This window comes from Luteibacter sp. 9133, assembly GCF_000800155.1.
GTDB lineage: Bacteria > Pseudomonadota > Gammaproteobacteria > Xanthomonadales > Rhodanobacteraceae > Luteibacter > Luteibacter mycovicinus.
Genome location: NZ_JUHO01000001.1, coordinates 3,255,876 through 3,272,272 on the forward strand (window position 1 = coordinate 3,255,876; position 16,397 = coordinate 3,272,272).

General features: G+C 66.7%; 16 protein-coding genes. 11 read left to right on the top strand and 5 right to left on the bottom strand.

Annotation, left to right across the window (positions count from 1 at the left end):
- Window positions 1-15 precede the first annotated feature (15 nt).
- The 11 genes from uppS to FA87_RS14230 all read left to right on the top strand — a co-directional run bounded on the left by uppS (window position 16) and on the right by FA87_RS14230 (window position 12,426).
- Window positions 16-756: a polyprenyl diphosphate synthase gene (gene uppS, locus FA87_RS14180; RefSeq protein WP_043695391.1), complete on the top strand. Its 741-nt coding sequence runs from the start codon at window positions 16-18 to the stop codon at window positions 754-756.
- A gap of 12 nt (window positions 757-768) precedes the next feature.
- The gene (locus FA87_RS14185) at window positions 769-1,587 is read left to right on the top strand and encodes a CDP-archaeol synthase (RefSeq protein ID WP_036111061.1); all 819 of its coding nucleotides are present in this window, start codon (window positions 769-771) and stop codon (window positions 1,585-1,587) included.
- 9 nt (window positions 1,588-1,596) lie between these two features.
- A complete protein-coding gene (locus tag FA87_RS14190; protein ID WP_081996696.1) occupies window positions 1,597-2,775 on the top strand; it encodes a 1-deoxy-D-xylulose-5-phosphate reductoisomerase in 1,179 nt (392 codons plus the stop codon).
- A 47-nt stretch (window positions 2,776-2,822) separates the two neighbouring features.
- Complete coding sequence (rseP, locus tag FA87_RS14195) at window positions 2,823-4,166, top strand: RIP metalloprotease RseP (protein WP_043695397.1); 1,344 nt, start codon at window positions 2,823-2,825, stop codon at window positions 4,164-4,166.
- A 135-nt stretch (window positions 4,167-4,301) separates the two neighbouring features.
- On the top strand, window positions 4,302-6,746 hold the full coding sequence (gene bamA, locus FA87_RS14200; protein WP_036111052.1) for an outer membrane protein assembly factor BamA: 2,445 nt from the start codon (window positions 4,302-4,304) through the stop codon (window positions 6,744-6,746).
- 121 nt (window positions 6,747-6,867) lie between these two features.
- Window positions 6,868-7,896 (top strand): UDP-3-O-(3-hydroxymyristoyl)glucosamine N-acyltransferase, encoded by a 1,029-nt coding sequence (lpxD, locus tag FA87_RS14205; RefSeq protein ID WP_036111050.1) that lies wholly within the window; start codon window positions 6,868-6,870, stop codon window positions 7,894-7,896.
- A complete protein-coding gene (gene fabZ, locus FA87_RS14210) occupies window positions 7,893-8,366 on the top strand; it encodes a 3-hydroxyacyl-ACP dehydratase FabZ (RefSeq protein WP_036111046.1) in 474 nt (157 codons plus the stop codon). The genes lpxD and fabZ overlap by 4 nt, the downstream gene beginning before the upstream one ends.
- A complete protein-coding gene (gene lpxA, locus FA87_RS14215; protein ID WP_036111044.1) occupies window positions 8,363-9,136 on the top strand; it encodes an acyl-ACP--UDP-N-acetylglucosamine O-acyltransferase in 774 nt (257 codons plus the stop codon). Before fabZ ends, lpxA begins: the two co-directional genes overlap by 4 nt.
- 70 nt (window positions 9,137-9,206) lie before the next feature.
- Window positions 9,207-10,433, top strand: a complete 1,227-nt coding sequence (lpxB, locus tag FA87_RS14220; RefSeq protein WP_043695400.1) for a lipid-A-disaccharide synthase — start codon at window positions 9,207-9,209, stop codon at window positions 10,431-10,433.
- A 10-nt stretch (window positions 10,434-10,443) separates the two neighbouring features.
- On the top strand, window positions 10,444-11,091 hold the full coding sequence (gene rnhB / locus FA87_RS14225) for a ribonuclease HII (protein WP_051943363.1): 648 nt from the start codon (window positions 10,444-10,446) through the stop codon (window positions 11,089-11,091).
- Window positions 11,092-12,060: 969 nt separating this feature from the next.
- Window positions 12,061-12,426, top strand: coding sequence for a hypothetical protein (locus tag FA87_RS14230; protein WP_036111039.1), 366 nt, complete (start codon window positions 12,061-12,063; stop codon window positions 12,424-12,426).
- A gap of 42 nt (window positions 12,427-12,468) precedes the next feature.
- On the opposite strand, the gene FA87_RS14235 is transcribed toward FA87_RS14230, so the two are convergent.
- Genes FA87_RS14235 through moaA form a run of 5 tightly spaced genes read right to left on the bottom strand, consistent with a single transcriptional unit; the run spans window position 12,469 to window position 16,333 of the window.
- Window positions 12,469-13,659 (bottom strand): molybdopterin molybdotransferase MoeA, encoded by a 1,191-nt coding sequence (locus FA87_RS14235; protein WP_043695404.1) that lies wholly within the window; start codon window positions 13,657-13,659, stop codon window positions 12,469-12,471.
- Complete coding sequence (gene moaCB, locus FA87_RS14240; protein ID WP_036111034.1) at window positions 13,659-14,597, bottom strand: bifunctional molybdenum cofactor biosynthesis protein MoaC/MoaB; 939 nt, start codon at window positions 14,595-14,597, stop codon at window positions 13,659-13,661. The genes FA87_RS14235 and moaCB overlap by 1 nt, the downstream gene beginning before the upstream one ends.
- Window positions 14,594-15,079, bottom strand: a complete 486-nt coding sequence (locus FA87_RS14245; protein WP_043695407.1) for a molybdenum cofactor biosynthesis protein MoaE — start codon at window positions 15,077-15,079, stop codon at window positions 14,594-14,596. The genes moaCB and FA87_RS14245 overlap by 4 nt, the downstream gene beginning before the upstream one ends.
- A 3-nt stretch (window positions 15,080-15,082) precedes the next feature.
- Entirely contained in the window at window positions 15,083-15,334 is a 252-nt protein-coding gene (locus FA87_RS14250) for a MoaD/ThiS family protein (protein WP_036111031.1), read from the bottom strand.
- A gap of 24 nt (window positions 15,335-15,358) precedes the next feature.
- Window positions 15,359-16,333, bottom strand: a complete 975-nt coding sequence (gene moaA, locus FA87_RS14255) for a GTP 3',8-cyclase MoaA (RefSeq protein ID WP_043695409.1) — start codon at window positions 16,331-16,333, stop codon at window positions 15,359-15,361.
- Window positions 16,334-16,397: the final 64 nt, after the last annotated feature.

Sequence of the window (16,397 nt, forward strand, 5' to 3'; positions counted from 1 at the left end):
CATCAGACCGCATCCATGACCGCGAGGCCCGACGAAGGCAGGGTTCCCCGCCATCTCGCCATCGTGATGGATGGCAACGGGCGCTGGGCCAAACGGCGCCTTCGCCCGCGCACGTTCGGCCACCACGCCGGGCAGAAAGCCGTGCGCAAGGCCGTCGAGTTCTGCCTCCAGCGCGGCATCGCCTCGCTCACCCTGTTCGCCTTCTCCAGCGAAAACTGGAATCGCCCCGCCACCGAGGTGTCGGCGCTGATGGAGCTCTTCCTGAAGGCGATCGACAAGGAAGTGGACGAGCTGCATGGCCACGGGGTCCGCATTCGCTTCGTCGGCGACCTGGACGGTTTCGCGCCGGAACTCCGCCAGCGGATGCTCGACGCCATGGAGCGGACCGGCGGCAACCAGGCGCTCAACCTGAACATCGCCGTCAACTACGGCGGCCGCTGGGATATCGCCAACGCCGCACGACTGGCCGCCGAAGCGGCAAGCCGTGGCGAGTTCGCCCCCGGCGACATCGACGAGACCCGCCTCGCCACGTATACCTGTCTCGCCGATCAGCCGCCGCTGGATCTGTTCATCCGCACCGGCGGCGAACGTCGCGTCAGCAATTTCCTGCTCTGGCAGATCGCCTACGCCGAGCTCTATTTCACAGACACCCTGTGGCCCGACGTCGACCAGGCCTGCCTCGCCGAGGCTCTCGACGACTATGCCCGCCGGGAGCGCCGCTATGGCCGCACCGGCGAACAGGTCGCCCAAGGCTGACGCCGGACCGCCATGCTGAAACAACGCATCACCACCGCCCTGATCCTGCTTCCACTGGTTCTCGCGCTGATCCTCCTGCCGCCCACCGTGTACTTCGCCGCGGTGATCGCGCTGGTGTTCGTCGGTGCCGCGTGGGAGTGGAGCCTTCTGGCGGGCTGCCGCACCGCCGTCGGCCGCGGCATCGTCGTGGCGGGTGCCGCCGCGCTGCTGCTCGCCGTTCTGCTCATCGCCACGCCGGGCCTGCTCACCGTACTGACTCTCGTGGGCGTGGCCTGGTGGATCGGCTGCTGCTTCTGGTTGCGACACTTCACCTTCGCCGCGGCGCCCAACGCCGAGAACCGCCTGCTGAAGATCGGCACGGGCGTCCTGGTCATCGTGCCGACCTTCGCCGCCGCCATGGCCCTGCACGGCAGCGACCGTGGCCACTGGTGGACCCTGCTTTCCCTCATGATCGTCTGGGCCGCCGACACCGGCGCCTATTTCAGCGGCCGCCAGTTCGGCCGCCGCAAGCTCGCTCCACGTATCAGCCCGGGGAAGACCTGGGCGGGCGTCTATGGCGCCGTGCTCGGCGGCGCCCTGGTCGCCGTGCTCGGCGGCTGGATGCTTGGCGTGAGTGACGCCGCCCACCTGATCGGGCTGGGCGTGCTGGGCGTGCTGACCGTCGCGATCGCCGTCGTCGGGGATCTTTTCGAGAGCCTCATGAAGCGCCACGCCGAGGTCAAGGATTCGGGCAACCTCTTCCCGGGCCACGGCGGACTGCTGGACCGCCTAGACAGCGTCTTCGCCGCCCTGCCGATCTTCGTGGCGGGCAAGATGCTGCTGGGCCTGTAGGCCATGGCTATCCGCAACGTCGCCGTCCTCGGTGCCACGGGCTCGATCGGGGGCAGCACGCTCGACGTCGTCGCACGGCACCCGGATCGCTTCCGCGCCACCGTCCTCGTCGCCAACCGGGGCACCGAAGCGCTGGCCGCCCTCTGCGCGCGCTTCCGTCCCGACCTCGCCATCGTCGCGGACCCTTCGATGGAAGCGGACCTCGCCCGTCGCCTCGCGGCGCTTGGCGTCCGCTGCGACGTCGCATCCGGCGCCGACGCGGTCAGTGCGGCGGCCGCGGGTCCGCTCTGCGACACGGTCGTGGCCGCCATCGTCGGTGCCGCGGGACTCGACTCGACGCTGGCCGCCGCACGTGCGGGCAAACGCCTGCTCCTGGCCAACAAGGAATCGATCGTCATGGGGGGCGCCCTGCTGCTCGAGGCGCTGCGCGCCGGTGGCGGCGATCTGATTCCGGTCGACTCCGAGCACAACGCCATTTTCCAGTGCCTGCCCGGCGGCCGGCCCGAACTGGCACGCGCCGGCGTGCGCCGGCTGGTGCTCACCGCCTCGGGCGGCCCGTTCCGCGGCCGTACCCGGGCGGAACTGGGCGGCATCACGCCCGATGAAGCCTGTGCGCACCCCAAGTGGTCGATGGGCCGGAAGATCTCGGTCGACTCCGCCACCCTGATGAACAAGGGCCTGGAGGTGATCGAAGCGCATCATCTGTTCGGCGCACCCGCGGACGCCATCGACGTGGTGGTGCATCCGCAGAGCCTGGTTCACTCGATGGTCGACTACGTCGACGGGTCGATGCTCGCCCAGCTGGGCAACCCCGACATGCGCACGGCCATCGCCTGCGCCCTCGCCTATCCGGAGCGGATCGAGGCCGGCGTCGCACCGCTCGATCTCGCCACGCATGCCCGTCTCGACTTCGAAAAACCCGACACGGACACCTTCCGCTGCCTGGCCCTGGCCTTCGACGCCCTCCGGGCCGGAGGCGACGCCACCGCCATCCTCAATGCCGCCAACGAGGTCGCGGTAGACGCGTTCCTGGCCGGAACGCTGCCCTTCCTCGGTATTTCCGAGGTGGTCGAACGCGTTCTTGAGGAACTGCCGGCCAAACCCGTGGTCGATGTCCAGACGCTTGTGGAGCGTGATGGGGAAGCTCGCCGGGCGGCACGGGGCGTGCTCCACCGCGCTTACTGCTAAACTCGCTCCACTCCAACGTTTTTTATCTTCGAGACCCTCTTTTCCTGATGAGCCCCTTCCTCGGTTCCGTGTTCTGGCTGCTGGTCACGCTTGGCGTGCTGGTGACCTTCCACGAATTCGGCCACTACTGGGTCGCACGCCGCTGTGGCGTTCGCGTGCTCCGCTTTTCCGTGGGCTTCGGCCGGCCGCTGTGGCGTCGCGTCGCGAAGGACGGCACCGAATACCAGGTGGCGGCCATTCCGCTCGGCGGCTACGTCAAGATGCTCGATGCCCGCGAGGGTGACGTCGATCCGGCCTGGCGCGACCAGGAGTTCACCGGCAAGTCCGTGTGGAAACGCATCGCCATCGTCGCCGCCGGTCCGGCATTCAATCTGATTTTCACCATCGCCGCCTTCTGGGCGATGTATATGATCGGCAAGCCCGACTTCGCTCCCATCGTGGCCGCCGAGAAGGGCAGCATCGCCGAACAGGCCGGCATTCGCCCCGGCGATCGCCTTCTCGCCGTCAACGGCGAGGCCGTCGGCACCTGGAGCGACGCGCTGAACGGCGTGGTCAACGGCCTGCTCGGCAACGAACCACTGCCTGTCCACGTGAAGGGCACCGACGGCTCGCAGCGCGACGTCGTCCTGCCGATCCAGAAACTCGCCGACAGCGACGACATCGGCAAGCGCCTGACCCAGCTTGGCCTCGGCCTGCAGGCGCCGCCCGTGGTCGGCCAGGTGGTTCCGGGCGATCCGGCCTCCGCCGCCGGCATTCATAGCGGCGACCGCATCGTCAGCGTCAACGGCAAGCCGGTCGCCGACTTCTCCGACTTCACCACGCTGGTCCCCGAGCAGGCCGCCATCTCGCCGAAGCTGGCCATCGGTATCGTGCGCGACGGCCAGGCGAAGACGTTCGACGTCACCGCACGCATGCGCTCCGAACAGGGCCAGCCCAGCCGCTGGCTGATCGGCGTCAGCAGCCAGGCCATGGAAGCCGCCACGCTCCGCTACGGCCCCGTACGGGCTTTCAGCGAGTCGCTCCGGGCAACCTGGGCGGGCACCACCTCCACCTTCAACCTGATCGGCAAGATGTTGTCGGGTCAGGCGTCCACCAAGAACCTGTCCGGCGTCATCGGCATCGCGCAGGTCGCCAACGATTCCGCCAACCGCGGCCTGGGCTGGTTCCTCAGCTTCCTGGCCCTGGTCTCGCTGAGTCTTGCGATCTTGAACCTCCTGCCCATCCCGGTCTTGGACGGTGGACACCTGCTGTATTACCTTATCGAGTTGGTCAAAGGCAGCCCGGTCAGCGAGCGCACCATGATCGCTGGCCAGTACGTAGGCATCGCCCTGTTGTTCACCATGATGGGGCTGGCGTTCTTCAACGACATCCAGCGACTGCTTGTTTCTTGACACATCCGTATCACCCAGGCCCCGGACGCTCCCGCGCCCGTAGCCGAACGACGCCGGGCACGAGTCCGGCGCGTGCTCCTCTTCGGTCACCGGCCTCGTCCGCCGGCGACTGGAATTAACCCAACGGAATCGACGATGAAGCGTATCGCCGCCCTGATCTTGCTCGCCTCCCTGTCCGCCAATGCGCTTGCCGCTTTCGAGCCGTTCGTCGTTTCCGACATTCGTATCGATGGCCTTACGCGTATCGCGCAAGGCACGGTGCTGAGCTACCTGCCGATCGAAAAGGGTGAAACCCTTAGCGACGACAAGGCCCAGGCCGCCATCCGCGCCCTGTACCAGACCAAATTCTTCAGCGACGTCGAACTCGACCGCCAGGGCGACATCCTGGTGATCAAGGTCGTCGAACGCCCGGCTATCGCCAAGCTCACGCTGCGCGGTAACAAGGACATCAAGGAAGACGACCTGCGCAAGGGTCTGAAGGAGATCGGCCTGGCCGAAGGCGAGACCTTCGACCGCCTGTCGCTCGACCGTGTCCAGCAGGAACTCATCCGTCAGTACTACAACCGCGGCAAGTACAACGTGTCGGTCGATCCGCACGTGACCCAGCTCGACCGCAACCGCGTGGCGATCGACATCGAAATCCGCGAAGGCAAGGCGGCGAAGATCAAGGAGATCAACGTCGTCGGCAACAAGGCCTTCACCGATAAGGCCATCCGCGAAGGTTTCGAGTCCAACACCAGCAACTGGCTGTCCTGGTACTCCAAGGACGACCAGTACTCGCGCGAAAAGCTCTCCGGCGATCTGGAGAAGCTCAGCAACTACTACATGAATCGCGGTTACGCCGACTTCGGTATCGATTCGACCCAGGTCGCGATCAGCCCCGACAAGCGCGCGATGTACGTCGATGCGTCGGTGAAGGAAGGCGAGGTCTATACCGTCTCCGACGTGAAGCTCCTCGGCGAACTGATCCTTCCGGAAGAAACCCTGCGCAAGCTGGTCTTCATCAAGAAGGGCGACACCTTCAACCGCGGCGCGATCGAAGCCAGCGATGACGCCATCAAGGGCATCCTCGCGAACATCGGTTACGCGTTCGCCAAGGTCACCCCGATTCCCAAGCTCGACAAGGACAAGCGCACCGCCGACCTCACGCTCTTCATCGAGCCGGGCAAGCGCGTGTACGTCCGCCGCGTGGTCTTCCAGGGCAACACCCGCACGGAAGACGAGGTCCTGCGTCGTGAAATGCGTCAGCTCGAAGGCGCGTGGTATTCGCAGGGCGCCATCGATCGTTCGAAGACCCGTCTGCAGCGCCTCGGCTACTTCAAGACCGTCGACATCGACAAGGCACTCGTGCCGGGCACCGTCGATCAGGTCGATCTGACCGCCAAGGTCGAGGAGCAGTCCGCCGGCTCGCTGATGTTCGGCGTCGGTTACTCGCAGTACTCGGGCATCATCCTCTCGGCCTCCGTGTCGCAGAACAACTTCCTGGGCACCGGCGACCGCTTCTCGATCGGCGCGGAAACCAGCACGTACTACAAGCGCGTCAACGCCAGCTACACCAATCCGTACCTCACGGATTCCGGCATCCAGCTCGGCTACAACCTCGGTTACAGCAAGCTGGATTACGGCGATACCGATCTGGCGAACTACACGTACAGCACCAAGTCGTTCGAAACGACCCTGTCGTTCCCGATCACCGACTTCGACTCCGTGTCGACGAGCCTGGGTGTCAGTTCCAACCTGATCAACACGTCGTATTACACGCCGGAAGCGCTGGTCGGCTACCAGAACGCGCTGGGCAACAAGACGATCCATTCGTGGACGTCCAGCCTCGGCTACACGCATGACACGCGTAACAGCTACTGGGCTCCGACCCGCGGCGGCCAGCTGACGGCCTCGGTGTCCGGCGCGCTGCCGGGTTCGACCGTGCAGTACTACAAGCTGTTCGGCGAAGCCAACCACTACTGGCCGATCGGTAAGGGCTTCGTGCTCTACCTCGACGGTCAGGTCGGTTACGGCAAGACCTACGGCACGACCTACAGCAACACGTCGTACCAGATGAATGCCGACGGCACCATCGCGAAGGATGCCAGCGGCAACCCGATCGTCGAGTACCAGAAGGGCGACAAGGTGGCGTTCCCGTTCTGGGAGAACTACTACGCCGGCGGTGTGCGTGACGTCCGCGGCTTCCAGGACAACACCCTGGGTCCCCGCCTGTGCGACGGCGGGAGCACCTCCTCCACGCCGGACAGCAAGGGCAAGTGCACGGGCGGCTATTACAGCTACGGCCAGCCGGTCGGTGGCGCGTTCAAGGTGCTCGGCACGGCGCAGATGTTCCTGCCGCTGCCGTTCCTCAAGGACGTGAACACCGCCCGCGTCTCCTGGTTCGTCGACGTCGGTAACGTCTACAAGGACTACGGCTCGTTCGACGCCAGCGAGCTGCGCGCCTCGACCGGTCTGTCCCTGCAGTGGCAGGCGCCGATCGGCCCGCTGATCATCAACTTCGCCGTGCCGTTCCGTAAGAAGGACGCCGACAACCGCTTCGTCGAACGCATCCAGTTCACGTTCGGCAACACGTTCTAAGCGACACCGCAGGACCGCGCCCCGCGCGCGAAAAGCCAACGAAGCGGCATCGCCGTTTCGTACGATAATAAGAGGGGTGGCCGGTGCAAACCCGGCCACCCCTTTTCTTTGGGAGCCCCCCGTGAGCGGAAATCCGCAGTACACCCTGGCCGAGCTGGCCGAGCGCTTCGGCCTCGAGGCCCACGGCGATCCGACCACGACGGTCGACGGCGTCGGCACGCTGGCCGCGGCTACGGCCAGCCAGTTCACCTTCCTGTCCAACCCGAAATACACCTCGCAGCTGGCCGAATCGCAGGCCGGCATCGTCGTGCTCGGCGCGGATCAGCTGCCACTGCGCAACGGTGCCGCGCTCGTCGCGAAAGACCCCTACGTGGCCTATGCGAAGATCGCCGCCCTCTTCGAAAAACACCCGGCGTCACCGCGCGGCATTCACCCCAGCGCGGTGGTGGCACCGTCCGCCCGCGTTCACCCCACCGCATCGGTGGGTCCGTGCTGCGTGGTCGAGGACAACGCCGTCATCGAGGAGAACGCGATCCTGGGCCCGCATTGCACGATCGGGCCGGGCTGCGTGGTCGGCGCGGGTTCGCGCCTCGTCGCCCGGGTCACCCTGGTGATCCGCGTGACCCTGGGCAGGCGCGTCCTGATCCACCCGGGCGCGGTGATCGGCTCCGACGGCTTCGGCCTGGCCTTCGACCGCGACCACTGGATCAAGCTTCCCCAGCTCGGCGGGGTCCGGATCGGGGACGACTGCGAGATCGGCAGCAACACCACGATCGATCGCGGCGCGCTGGAAGATACGGTGCTGGAGGAGGATGTCCGCCTCGACAACCAGATCCAGATCGCCCATAACGTGCATATCGGTGCCCACACGGCCATGGCCGGGTGCTCGGCGGTCGCCGGCAGCGCGAAGATCGGCCGTTACTGCCTGATCGGCGGTAACGCGGGGGTGCTGGGCCACCTCGAACTGGCCGACCGGGTTACCATCACGGCGAAGAGCCTGGTCACGTCATCGATCAGGGAAGCCGGCGAGTACTCCTCCGGCACCCCGCTGCAGGAAAACCGCCAATGGCGGCGGAACGCGGCGCGCATGAAACATCTCGACGAATACGTGCGCCGCATCGCGGCGCTGGAAAAGGAAAAAGGGCAATGACCGAATCGAAAGCCGCCGTGACGCTCCCCGTCGACGTGGAGCAGATCCAGCGACTCCTGCCGCATCGCTATCCGTTTCTGCTGGTCGATCGCGTCATCGAGATCGAGCCGGGCAAGTCGATCGTGGCGATCAAGAACGTCTCGATCAACGAGCCGTTCTTTCAGGGTCATTTCCCGGGTCATCCGGTCATGCCCGGCGTCCTGATCGTCGAGGCCCTGGCACAGACCGCCGGCCTGCTGACGCAGATCACCAGCCAGATGGATGGCCAGAGCGGCAGCCCGTTGTTCTACCTGGTCAAGGTGGACAACGCGCGCTTCTCCGCCGTGGTCGCCCCGGGCGACCAGCTGCGTATGGAAGTCTCGCTGAAGCGCCTCATCCGCGGCATGGGCCTGTTCGAAGCCAGGGCCCTCGTCGATGGCAAGGTCGTCGCCTGCTGCGAGCTGATGTGCGCAGCGAGGAACGACAAATGATTCATCCCTCCGCGCAGATCGATCCGTCGGCGCGCATCGCGGATAACGTCAGCATCGGTGCGTTCAGCGTGATCGGTGCGGACGTCGTCGTCGGCGAGGGAACCACCATCGGTCCTCACGTGGTGATCGAAGGCCCCACCGTCATCGGTCGCGACAACCGCATCTCGCAGTTCGCCTCCATCGGCGGCGCACCGCAGGACAAGAAGTGGCAGGGTGAGCGCACCGAGGTCATCATCGGCGACCGCAACCTCATCCGCGAATTCGTCACGATCAACCGCGGTACCGGCGACGGTGGCGGCATCACGCGCATCGGTAACGACAACTGGCTGCTCGCCTACGTGCACATCGCGCACGATTGCCAGGTCGGCAATCACGTGGTGTTTTCCAACTATTCGGCGCTGGCCGGACATGCGGAAATCGGCGACTGGACCATCATGTCGGGCTATTCGGGCGTGCACCAGTTCTGCAAGGTGGGCGCGCACGCGTTCATCGGGATGGGCTGCCTCGTAGGCTCGGACGTTCCGCCGTTCGTCATGATGGCCAACGAGACCCGTGGCCGTCCGCGCGGCATCAACAGCGAAGGCCTCAAGCGTCGTGGCTTCGACACGGCCCGCATCGCCGCCATCAAGCGCGCCTACCGCACGCTGTACATGGCCGGCCTGCCTCTGGCCGAAGCGCGTGAGCAGTTGCTCTCGCAAGCCGAGAACAGCGAAGACGTCCGCCAGATGCTCGAGTTCCTGGATCGCAGCGAGCGCTCGCTCGCCCGGTAATGCCCGTCGGCGCCAGGGGGCGCCGACACTTCGCCAGGCCGGCACGCCGGTCGAGGGAGACCCGTACACCATGCAGCACACCCCCTCCTCCACCGACGCCCCGGTCATCGCGCTCATCGCGGGCGAAGACTCCGGCGACCAGCTCGGTGCCGAGCTCATCGAGGCGCTTCGTACGCGCTATCCCGGTGCCCGCTTCGTCGGCATCGGCGGCCGGCGCATGCTCGCCCAGGGTTTCGAGTCCTGGTACGACATCCGCGAACTCTCCGTCATGGGCTTTGCCGAGGTAGTGAAACACCTGCCCCGCCTGCTCGGCCTTCGCAAGGCGCTGCTCGGTAAACTCCTTTCCCTGCGTCCCGCTGTCGTCGTCGGCATCGACGCGCCGGACTTCAATCTTGGGGTGGAGCGCAAGCTCAAGGCGGCCGGTCTGCGCACCGTGCATTACGTCAGCCCTTCGGTCTGGGCCTGGCGCGAAAAGCGTGCCGAGAAAATCGGTCGCTCCGCCGACCGCGTGCTCTGCCTGTTCCCCATGGAGCCGCCGATCTATGCGAAGCATGGCATCGACGCGCGCTTCGTGGGCCATCCGCTGGCCGATCGCTTCCCGATGGTTTCCGACCGTGCCGCTGCCCGCGAGACGCTGGGTCTGCCACACGACGCCCCGGTGCTTGCCGTGCTTCCGGGAAGTCGCCCCAGCGAGATCGAACGCGTCGGCGCGATCTTCATCGCGGCCGCGCGCCGTGTCGCCGAAGCCATGCCAGCTGTGCGGATCGTCGTGCCGTCGGCCAACGAGCGCGTCCACGCGCAGCTGCAAGCCCTGCTCGCGAACTTCCCGGGTACCCCACCGATACTCACCGATGGCCAGGCACACGACGTCATGCTGGCCGCGGACGCGGTCCTGCTGGCCTCCGGCACGGCCACGCTCGAAGCGATGCTGGCAAAACGCCCGATGGTGGTCGGCTACCGCGTCTCGCCCACCAGCTACCGGATCGCCGTCGCGCTGCGCATGCTGAAAACGGACGTCTACAGCCTGCCCAACATTCTTGCGCGAGCCTGTGGCCTCGGCAAACGCCTGCTGGTCCCCGAGTTCATGCAGGATGAGTGCACCCCCGACAACCTGTCCCGCGCGACGCTGGAGCTCCTCGGCGACAGCGAACGCCGCGGCGCCATCGTCGCCGCGTTCGAGTTCCTGCACCAGGAACTGCGCGGCGGCCTCGAAGGCCGCGCCGCCGATCATGCGGCGGACGCCATTGCCGACCTGATCGCGGTACCGGACTTGCCGACGGCCAGCGCCGGACACTAGGCTTCGCATCATGCCCCGCAAGCGCAACGTCAGCTCCCAGCTCGCCCGCGACCTCGTCGTTGCGGGCGTGGACGAGGCCGGCCGCGGTCCGCTGGCCGGGCCGGTCGTCGTATCCGCCGTCATCCTGGATCCGGCCCGCCCGATCCGTGGCCTCAACGACTCCAAGCAGCTGAACGAGGACGTCCGCGAGAAGCTCTACGGGCGCATCATCGAACGCGCGATCGCCTGGTCCGTGATCTTCGTCGAGCGCGAGGAAATCGACCGGATCAACATTTTCCAGGCGACGATGGTCGGCATGACGCGTTCCCTGATGGGCTTGTCGCACACTCCCCACATCGCGCTGATCGACGGCAACCGCCTGCCGCGCACCCTGCCCTGCGAAGGCCGCGCGGTCATCGGCGGCGACGCCACCGAGCCGGCCATCAGCGCCGCCTCGATCCTGGCCAAGGTCAGCCGCGACCGGCACATGCATGCGCTGGATGCGATGCATCCTGGCTATGGCTTTGCGAAGCACAAGGGTTACGGCGTACCCGAGCATCTCGATGCGCTTTCCCGTCTGGGGCCGTGCGATGCCCATCGCCGCAGTTTTGCGCCGGTGAAGCGGTGGTTCGAGCCTGAGGTCCAGCCGATCGCCGATTTGTTCGCCGTTGCTGGGTAGGCTGTCGGGCGGCTCGGCTTCGCCATCGCGTTTGGCTTTGTCGCGGCGTGCGGTGTGTTCGGGAAGAGCCGGCGGGTGCCACCCTCGCGTCCACGCCTGCGGCGACCCCTCAATGAAAGGCCGCTACCGCGGCCGTGTATCAATGGCCTTCGGCCGGGTCGGGCTCCAACTGGGGGTTTTCGAGTCGGCTGTCCCTGCCTCCCCGAAAACGGCCGGTCATCCCTGACCGGCCCCACTCTCGCGGCCTCTTCCAGTCGGAGCCCTCGCCTGCGGCTACCGGACGCGAGGGTGGCACCCGCCGGCTCTTTGGGGGACTGAGGCATCGTGCGGCCGAGCCGCGGCTCGCTTCGTGGCTGGGACCGCTCGCCTGCCTGTTTCGGATGGCCTCGTTCGCCTTAGCCGGGGTGAGGGTTCGCGAACAGGGTTCGCTCCTACCGCACGGCGACCGCAATGGGGGGATACATGGCGGCCTGTAGGAGCGCGCCCTGCGCGCGAAAAGCCAACGAAGCGAAGAAGCCACACCCCGCTCGACCACCAACCCACCTCGGCACACCAAAGAGACGGCGGGGGTGACCCTCGAGGCCGGTAGCCGCAGGCGAGGGCTTCGACTGGACAAGGCCGCGCACGCGGGGCCGGTCAGGGATGACCGGCCGTTTTCGGGGAGGCAGGGACAGCCGACTCGAAAACCCCCAGGCGAAGCCCGACCCGGCCGAAGGCCATTGATATACGGCCGCGGTAGCGGCCTTTCCCTGAGGGGTCGCCGAAGGCGTGGCCTCGAGGGTCACCCCCGCCAGCTCTCCAACGCGACACAACACGCTCGCGACAAAGCCAAACGCGATGGCGCAAGCCGAGCCAAAAAAACCCCTGTCATATTTCGCCTAAAGTCCCCCTGCGACCTGCCGATACGTCAGCTAACGCCCTCTCTCACGAGCGGCGCAGCCTTTCCCCTATCGACAGGTAATGTCACCCATGAAGAAGATCGCCATCGCCGTCGCGCTGTTCGTCGCAGCCCCGTTGTCCGCCCACGCCGCCTGTGCCGCCAAGGACTTCGCCGTCGAAGGTTTCGGCGTCAAGCTCCAGCAGGGTTCGGGCCAGCCGCGCTTCAGCATGAAGGGCAACCTGGTCAACAAGTGCGCCGAAGCCGCCGCCGCGCAGATCCGCATCGACGCGAAGGATGCCTCGGGCAAGGTCGTCGCCAGCAAGCAGGGCTGGCCGGCAGGCACGTCCAATATCGAACCGGGCAAGAGCGTCGATTTCGACCTCGGCCGCCTCTTCCGCTACTCGCCGGACATGACCGACTACACGGTCGTCGTGTCGGACGTGAAGGCCTGGTAAGAACGAAGGGCCCGGTCATACCGGGCCCTTGTCGCATCAAGGTCACAACGGGATCCACGCCACGCGCTCCCCCGCGACGAACGCCTCCGAGCGTGACGGTAACCACACCAGCGCGTGCGCGGACGCCAGATTGCTGAGCATGTGCGACTCCTGTCGCGGCAACACGTCGAGCGACGCCACACCGTCGCTCATGTCCAGACGCATCCGGACGAGGCGATCGCGCTCCGCATCGGCCTCGACAGGCGCCCCGAGCCGACCCTGCCGCCACGCCGGCTGATCGACGGCCTCGCCCTCGAGCTGCGCCAGCACGGCGCGTGCATGCACCGACAGGCACACCAGCACGGCCGCCGGATTGCCCGGCATACCCAGCAGCGCTCTTCCCTCACGCGTGCCGAACCACAGCGGCTTGCCGGGCTTCTGCGCGACCTTCCAGAACACCTTGCGCACCCCCAGACGGTCGGCCACCGCTGGTACGAAGTCGCGGTCGCCGACGGAGACACCACCGCTGGTCACCACGAGGTCGGCGCTGTCCAGCGCGGCGCTCATGGCTTCTTCCAGCGCCGCCTCGTCGTCGCGCACGTAAGCGACCACCGGCTCACCGTACCCGTGCTCGACGAACCACGCACGAAGCAACGGACCGTTCGCGTCATACACCAGGCCAGGGCCGAGCGGCTCGCCGGCGCGCACCACTTCATCGCCCGTCACCAGGACGGCGACGCGTGGGCGACGATAGACCTCCACCGTCTCCACGCCGGCCATGGCCAGCGCCGCGATGAGGCCGGCGGTGACACGCTGCCCCGCCTCGGCGATGGTCGCACCGGCAGCGAGTTCCTCACCCTCGTGGCGAATGGCGTCGCCCACGCGCACCGCCTCGGTGAGTGCGATGCCGGAGCCGGTACGCTGGACGATCTCCTGCCGCGCCACGGCGTCGGCGCCTTGCGGGAGCACGCCTCCGGTAAGGATGCGGACGGCCTGACCCGACCCGACGACGACATCGGCGGGATCGCCCGCGGCCGAGGTACCGACCAGCGAACGCTCAGCCTGCCCGTCGGCGGTGCGCAACGCGTAGCCGTCCACCGCACTCTGCGTGAAGCGAGGCAGGGCGATGCGCGCGATGGCGGACTCCGCAAGCACCGCGCCCAGCGCGAGTTCGAGTGCGACATGATGCGTCGGGAGTCGCTCCACGTGCCGACGGTAGTGCTCGAAGGTTTCCCCAAGAGGAAGGAGCGCCATCAGTGCGGCTCCCCGTAACCGCCTGCGTGCTTTCCGCCGGTACGGCCGGTTTCGAGGAGATGCACGATGCCGGGCAAGGTCGCCGCCAGGGACTCGCTGGCACCCCCCCGGCTGCCCGGGAAGGTCAGCACCAGCGATTCACCGACGTAACCCGCGACGCCGCGCGACAGCATGGCGAACGGCATGCGTTGCTGGCCGAAGGCTCGCGCCGTTTCCATGATGCCGGGGATCTCGATATCGAGCATCGGCTTGACGGTGTCCACCGTGATATCGCGCGGACTCAGGCCGGTGCCACCGACGGTGACCACCAGCGCCGTGCCGGCGGCGACCAGCGAACGCAGCAGATCGCCCAGCACGGCCGCGTCGTCGGCGATGACCGCGTATTCCACCGGATCGAAGTTCGCGCGGATCAGGGCGTCGCGCACGTAGGCGCCAGCCGTGTCCGCCTTCGCGCCGCTGGCCACCGTGTCGGAAAGCACGACAACGGCGGCGCTCCGGGACGTCAGCAGCGCGCGGCGGTAATGTGACTTGCCGCCGACCTTGCGCTCGAGCCGGCAATCCTCGATGTGCAGCTCTTCGGGCTCCGCATAAGGCTTGAGCATGTCGTAGATGGTCAGGGCGGCCAGGCTGGCCGCGGTCAGCGCTTCCATCTCGACACCGGTCGGGCCGATGGTCTGCACCTCGGCCACGATGCGGACACTGGTGTCCGACAGTTCGTAGTGCACGTCCGCGCGATGGATCGGCAGCGGGTGGCACAGCGGAATCAGTTCATCCGTGCGCTTCGCGGCGAGAATGCCGGCGACCCGCGCGGTTTTCAGCGGGTCGCCTTTCTCGGTTTCGCCCGTGCGCAACAGGTCGATGCATGCCGCCGGCGCGTGGAGCGTGGCGGTGGCGCGCGCGATACGCAGGGAGTCGGGTTTCTGGCTGACGTCTTTCATCCGTGGCTCGTATGCGAATGGTGGTGATGCGAACGGGGCGCCTCTTCGTCGAGGTCGTCGCGGATGCAACAACCTTCCACGAAAGCACTGCTTCCGTCCGTGTAGAACTCTTCTTTCCAGATGGGCGCGCCATGCTTTACCGCATCGACCGCATAGCGGCACGCGTCGAAGGCTTCAGCGCGATGAGGGGCCCGCACGACGCAGACGATGGCGATATCGCCTATGGACAGATCGCCGAGCCGGTGGACGATCCGCACATACGGCACGCCGTAGCGCTCGCGGGTCGCCTGCTCCACCTCACGGATGATCTTCGCGGCGAGCGGCTCGTGCGCGGTATACGCCAGGTGCCTGACGGAACGGCCTTCGTGGTGATCGCGGACCGTCCCGACGAACAGCGCGAGGCCACCGCATTCGGGGTGCGCCTCGAGTTCGAGCAAGGGTTCGACCGCTACGGGAAGATGCGAGAGAACGTCACGGTTCATGACTCAGCCTCCCGCGACCGGCGGCAACAGGGCGATCCGGCCATCGGCCGGCAAGGCGTCCGCACGGCGGACGATGGTGTCGCCAGACACGCAGGCGCAGCGATCCAGCGGTCCCGCAAGCTCGGGACGCGCCGATGCCAGGCGCGCCACCGCGTCGCCCACCGTGCCGACATCGTCGGTGACCTCGATGACGCACTCATGCTGGCCGGCCAGACGCTCGAGGTTGGCGAAGAGTTCGAAAACGACTTGTTTCATGACAGATCCGAAAAAATGACTTACTTATCCACCCATCGCATGCATGGTCACCGGCCGGTCCACGGGCCCCGGCCGTGCGGCGTAGCCCGCATCCTTGAGCCAGACGGCGCGGCGCACCTGCTCACCCAGAACTTCGTCAGTGACGCCTTCGCGCATGCGCGCACCCAGCGGTGTACCGAGCGGCGAGAACAGGCAGGTGAACAGCTCGCCCGTCGCCGTGAGGCGCAGGCGATCGCAGGTGGAGCAGAAAGGGTTGGAAACGGTGGAGATGATGCCTAACGGGTAATGCCCGTCGACAAGGTACGGTGTCGCCGGATCGCTGCTCCGGGGCTGGTGGTCGACACGATGGCTGACGCCGATCGCGGCCAGCATGTCCGCCTCGGACACCACGGCATCGCGTTTCCAGTGTCCCGGTGCATCCAGCGGCATGTATTCGATGTACCGCAAGGGAATGCCGCGAGCCATCGCCCACTCCAGCAGCGGCACGATGTCCTTTTCGTTGTCTCCGCGGATGACGACCGCGTTGAGCTTGATGTTGGCGCCGGCGTCGGTCAGTGCGTCGATACCGTCCAGCACCGGTGCGATCTCTCGCAGGGTAAGCCGACGGAACGTGTCCGGGTCGATGGCATCCAGGCTCACGTTGAAATCGTCGATGCCAGCGGCCACGAGTTCACGCGCCTTCGGTGCGATGCGCGAGGCGTTCGTGGTCATCGACAGGCGGCGCAGGCCGCGTTCGCGCAGGGCGCCGATCTCCCGGACACACTCGAGCAGGTCGCGGCGCAACAGCGGTTCACCGCCGGTCAGACGGATCTGATCGATGCCGCTGTCGACGAACAATCCCGCAAGGCGCACCACCTCGCCCCGGTCGAGCAGGCTGCTTCGGGGCAACCAGTCGGGGTGCTCGGGCATACAGTAAGTGCAGCGGAAATTGCAGCGGTCGGTCAGCGAGATCCGCAGCTTGCGTTTGGTACGGCCGTGACGATCGATGAGTGGGGACATATCGGCTCAGGAAAGCACAATGGGCGTAAGCGGGACGTATGCGGCCGCGCCGGGCCCTTCACAC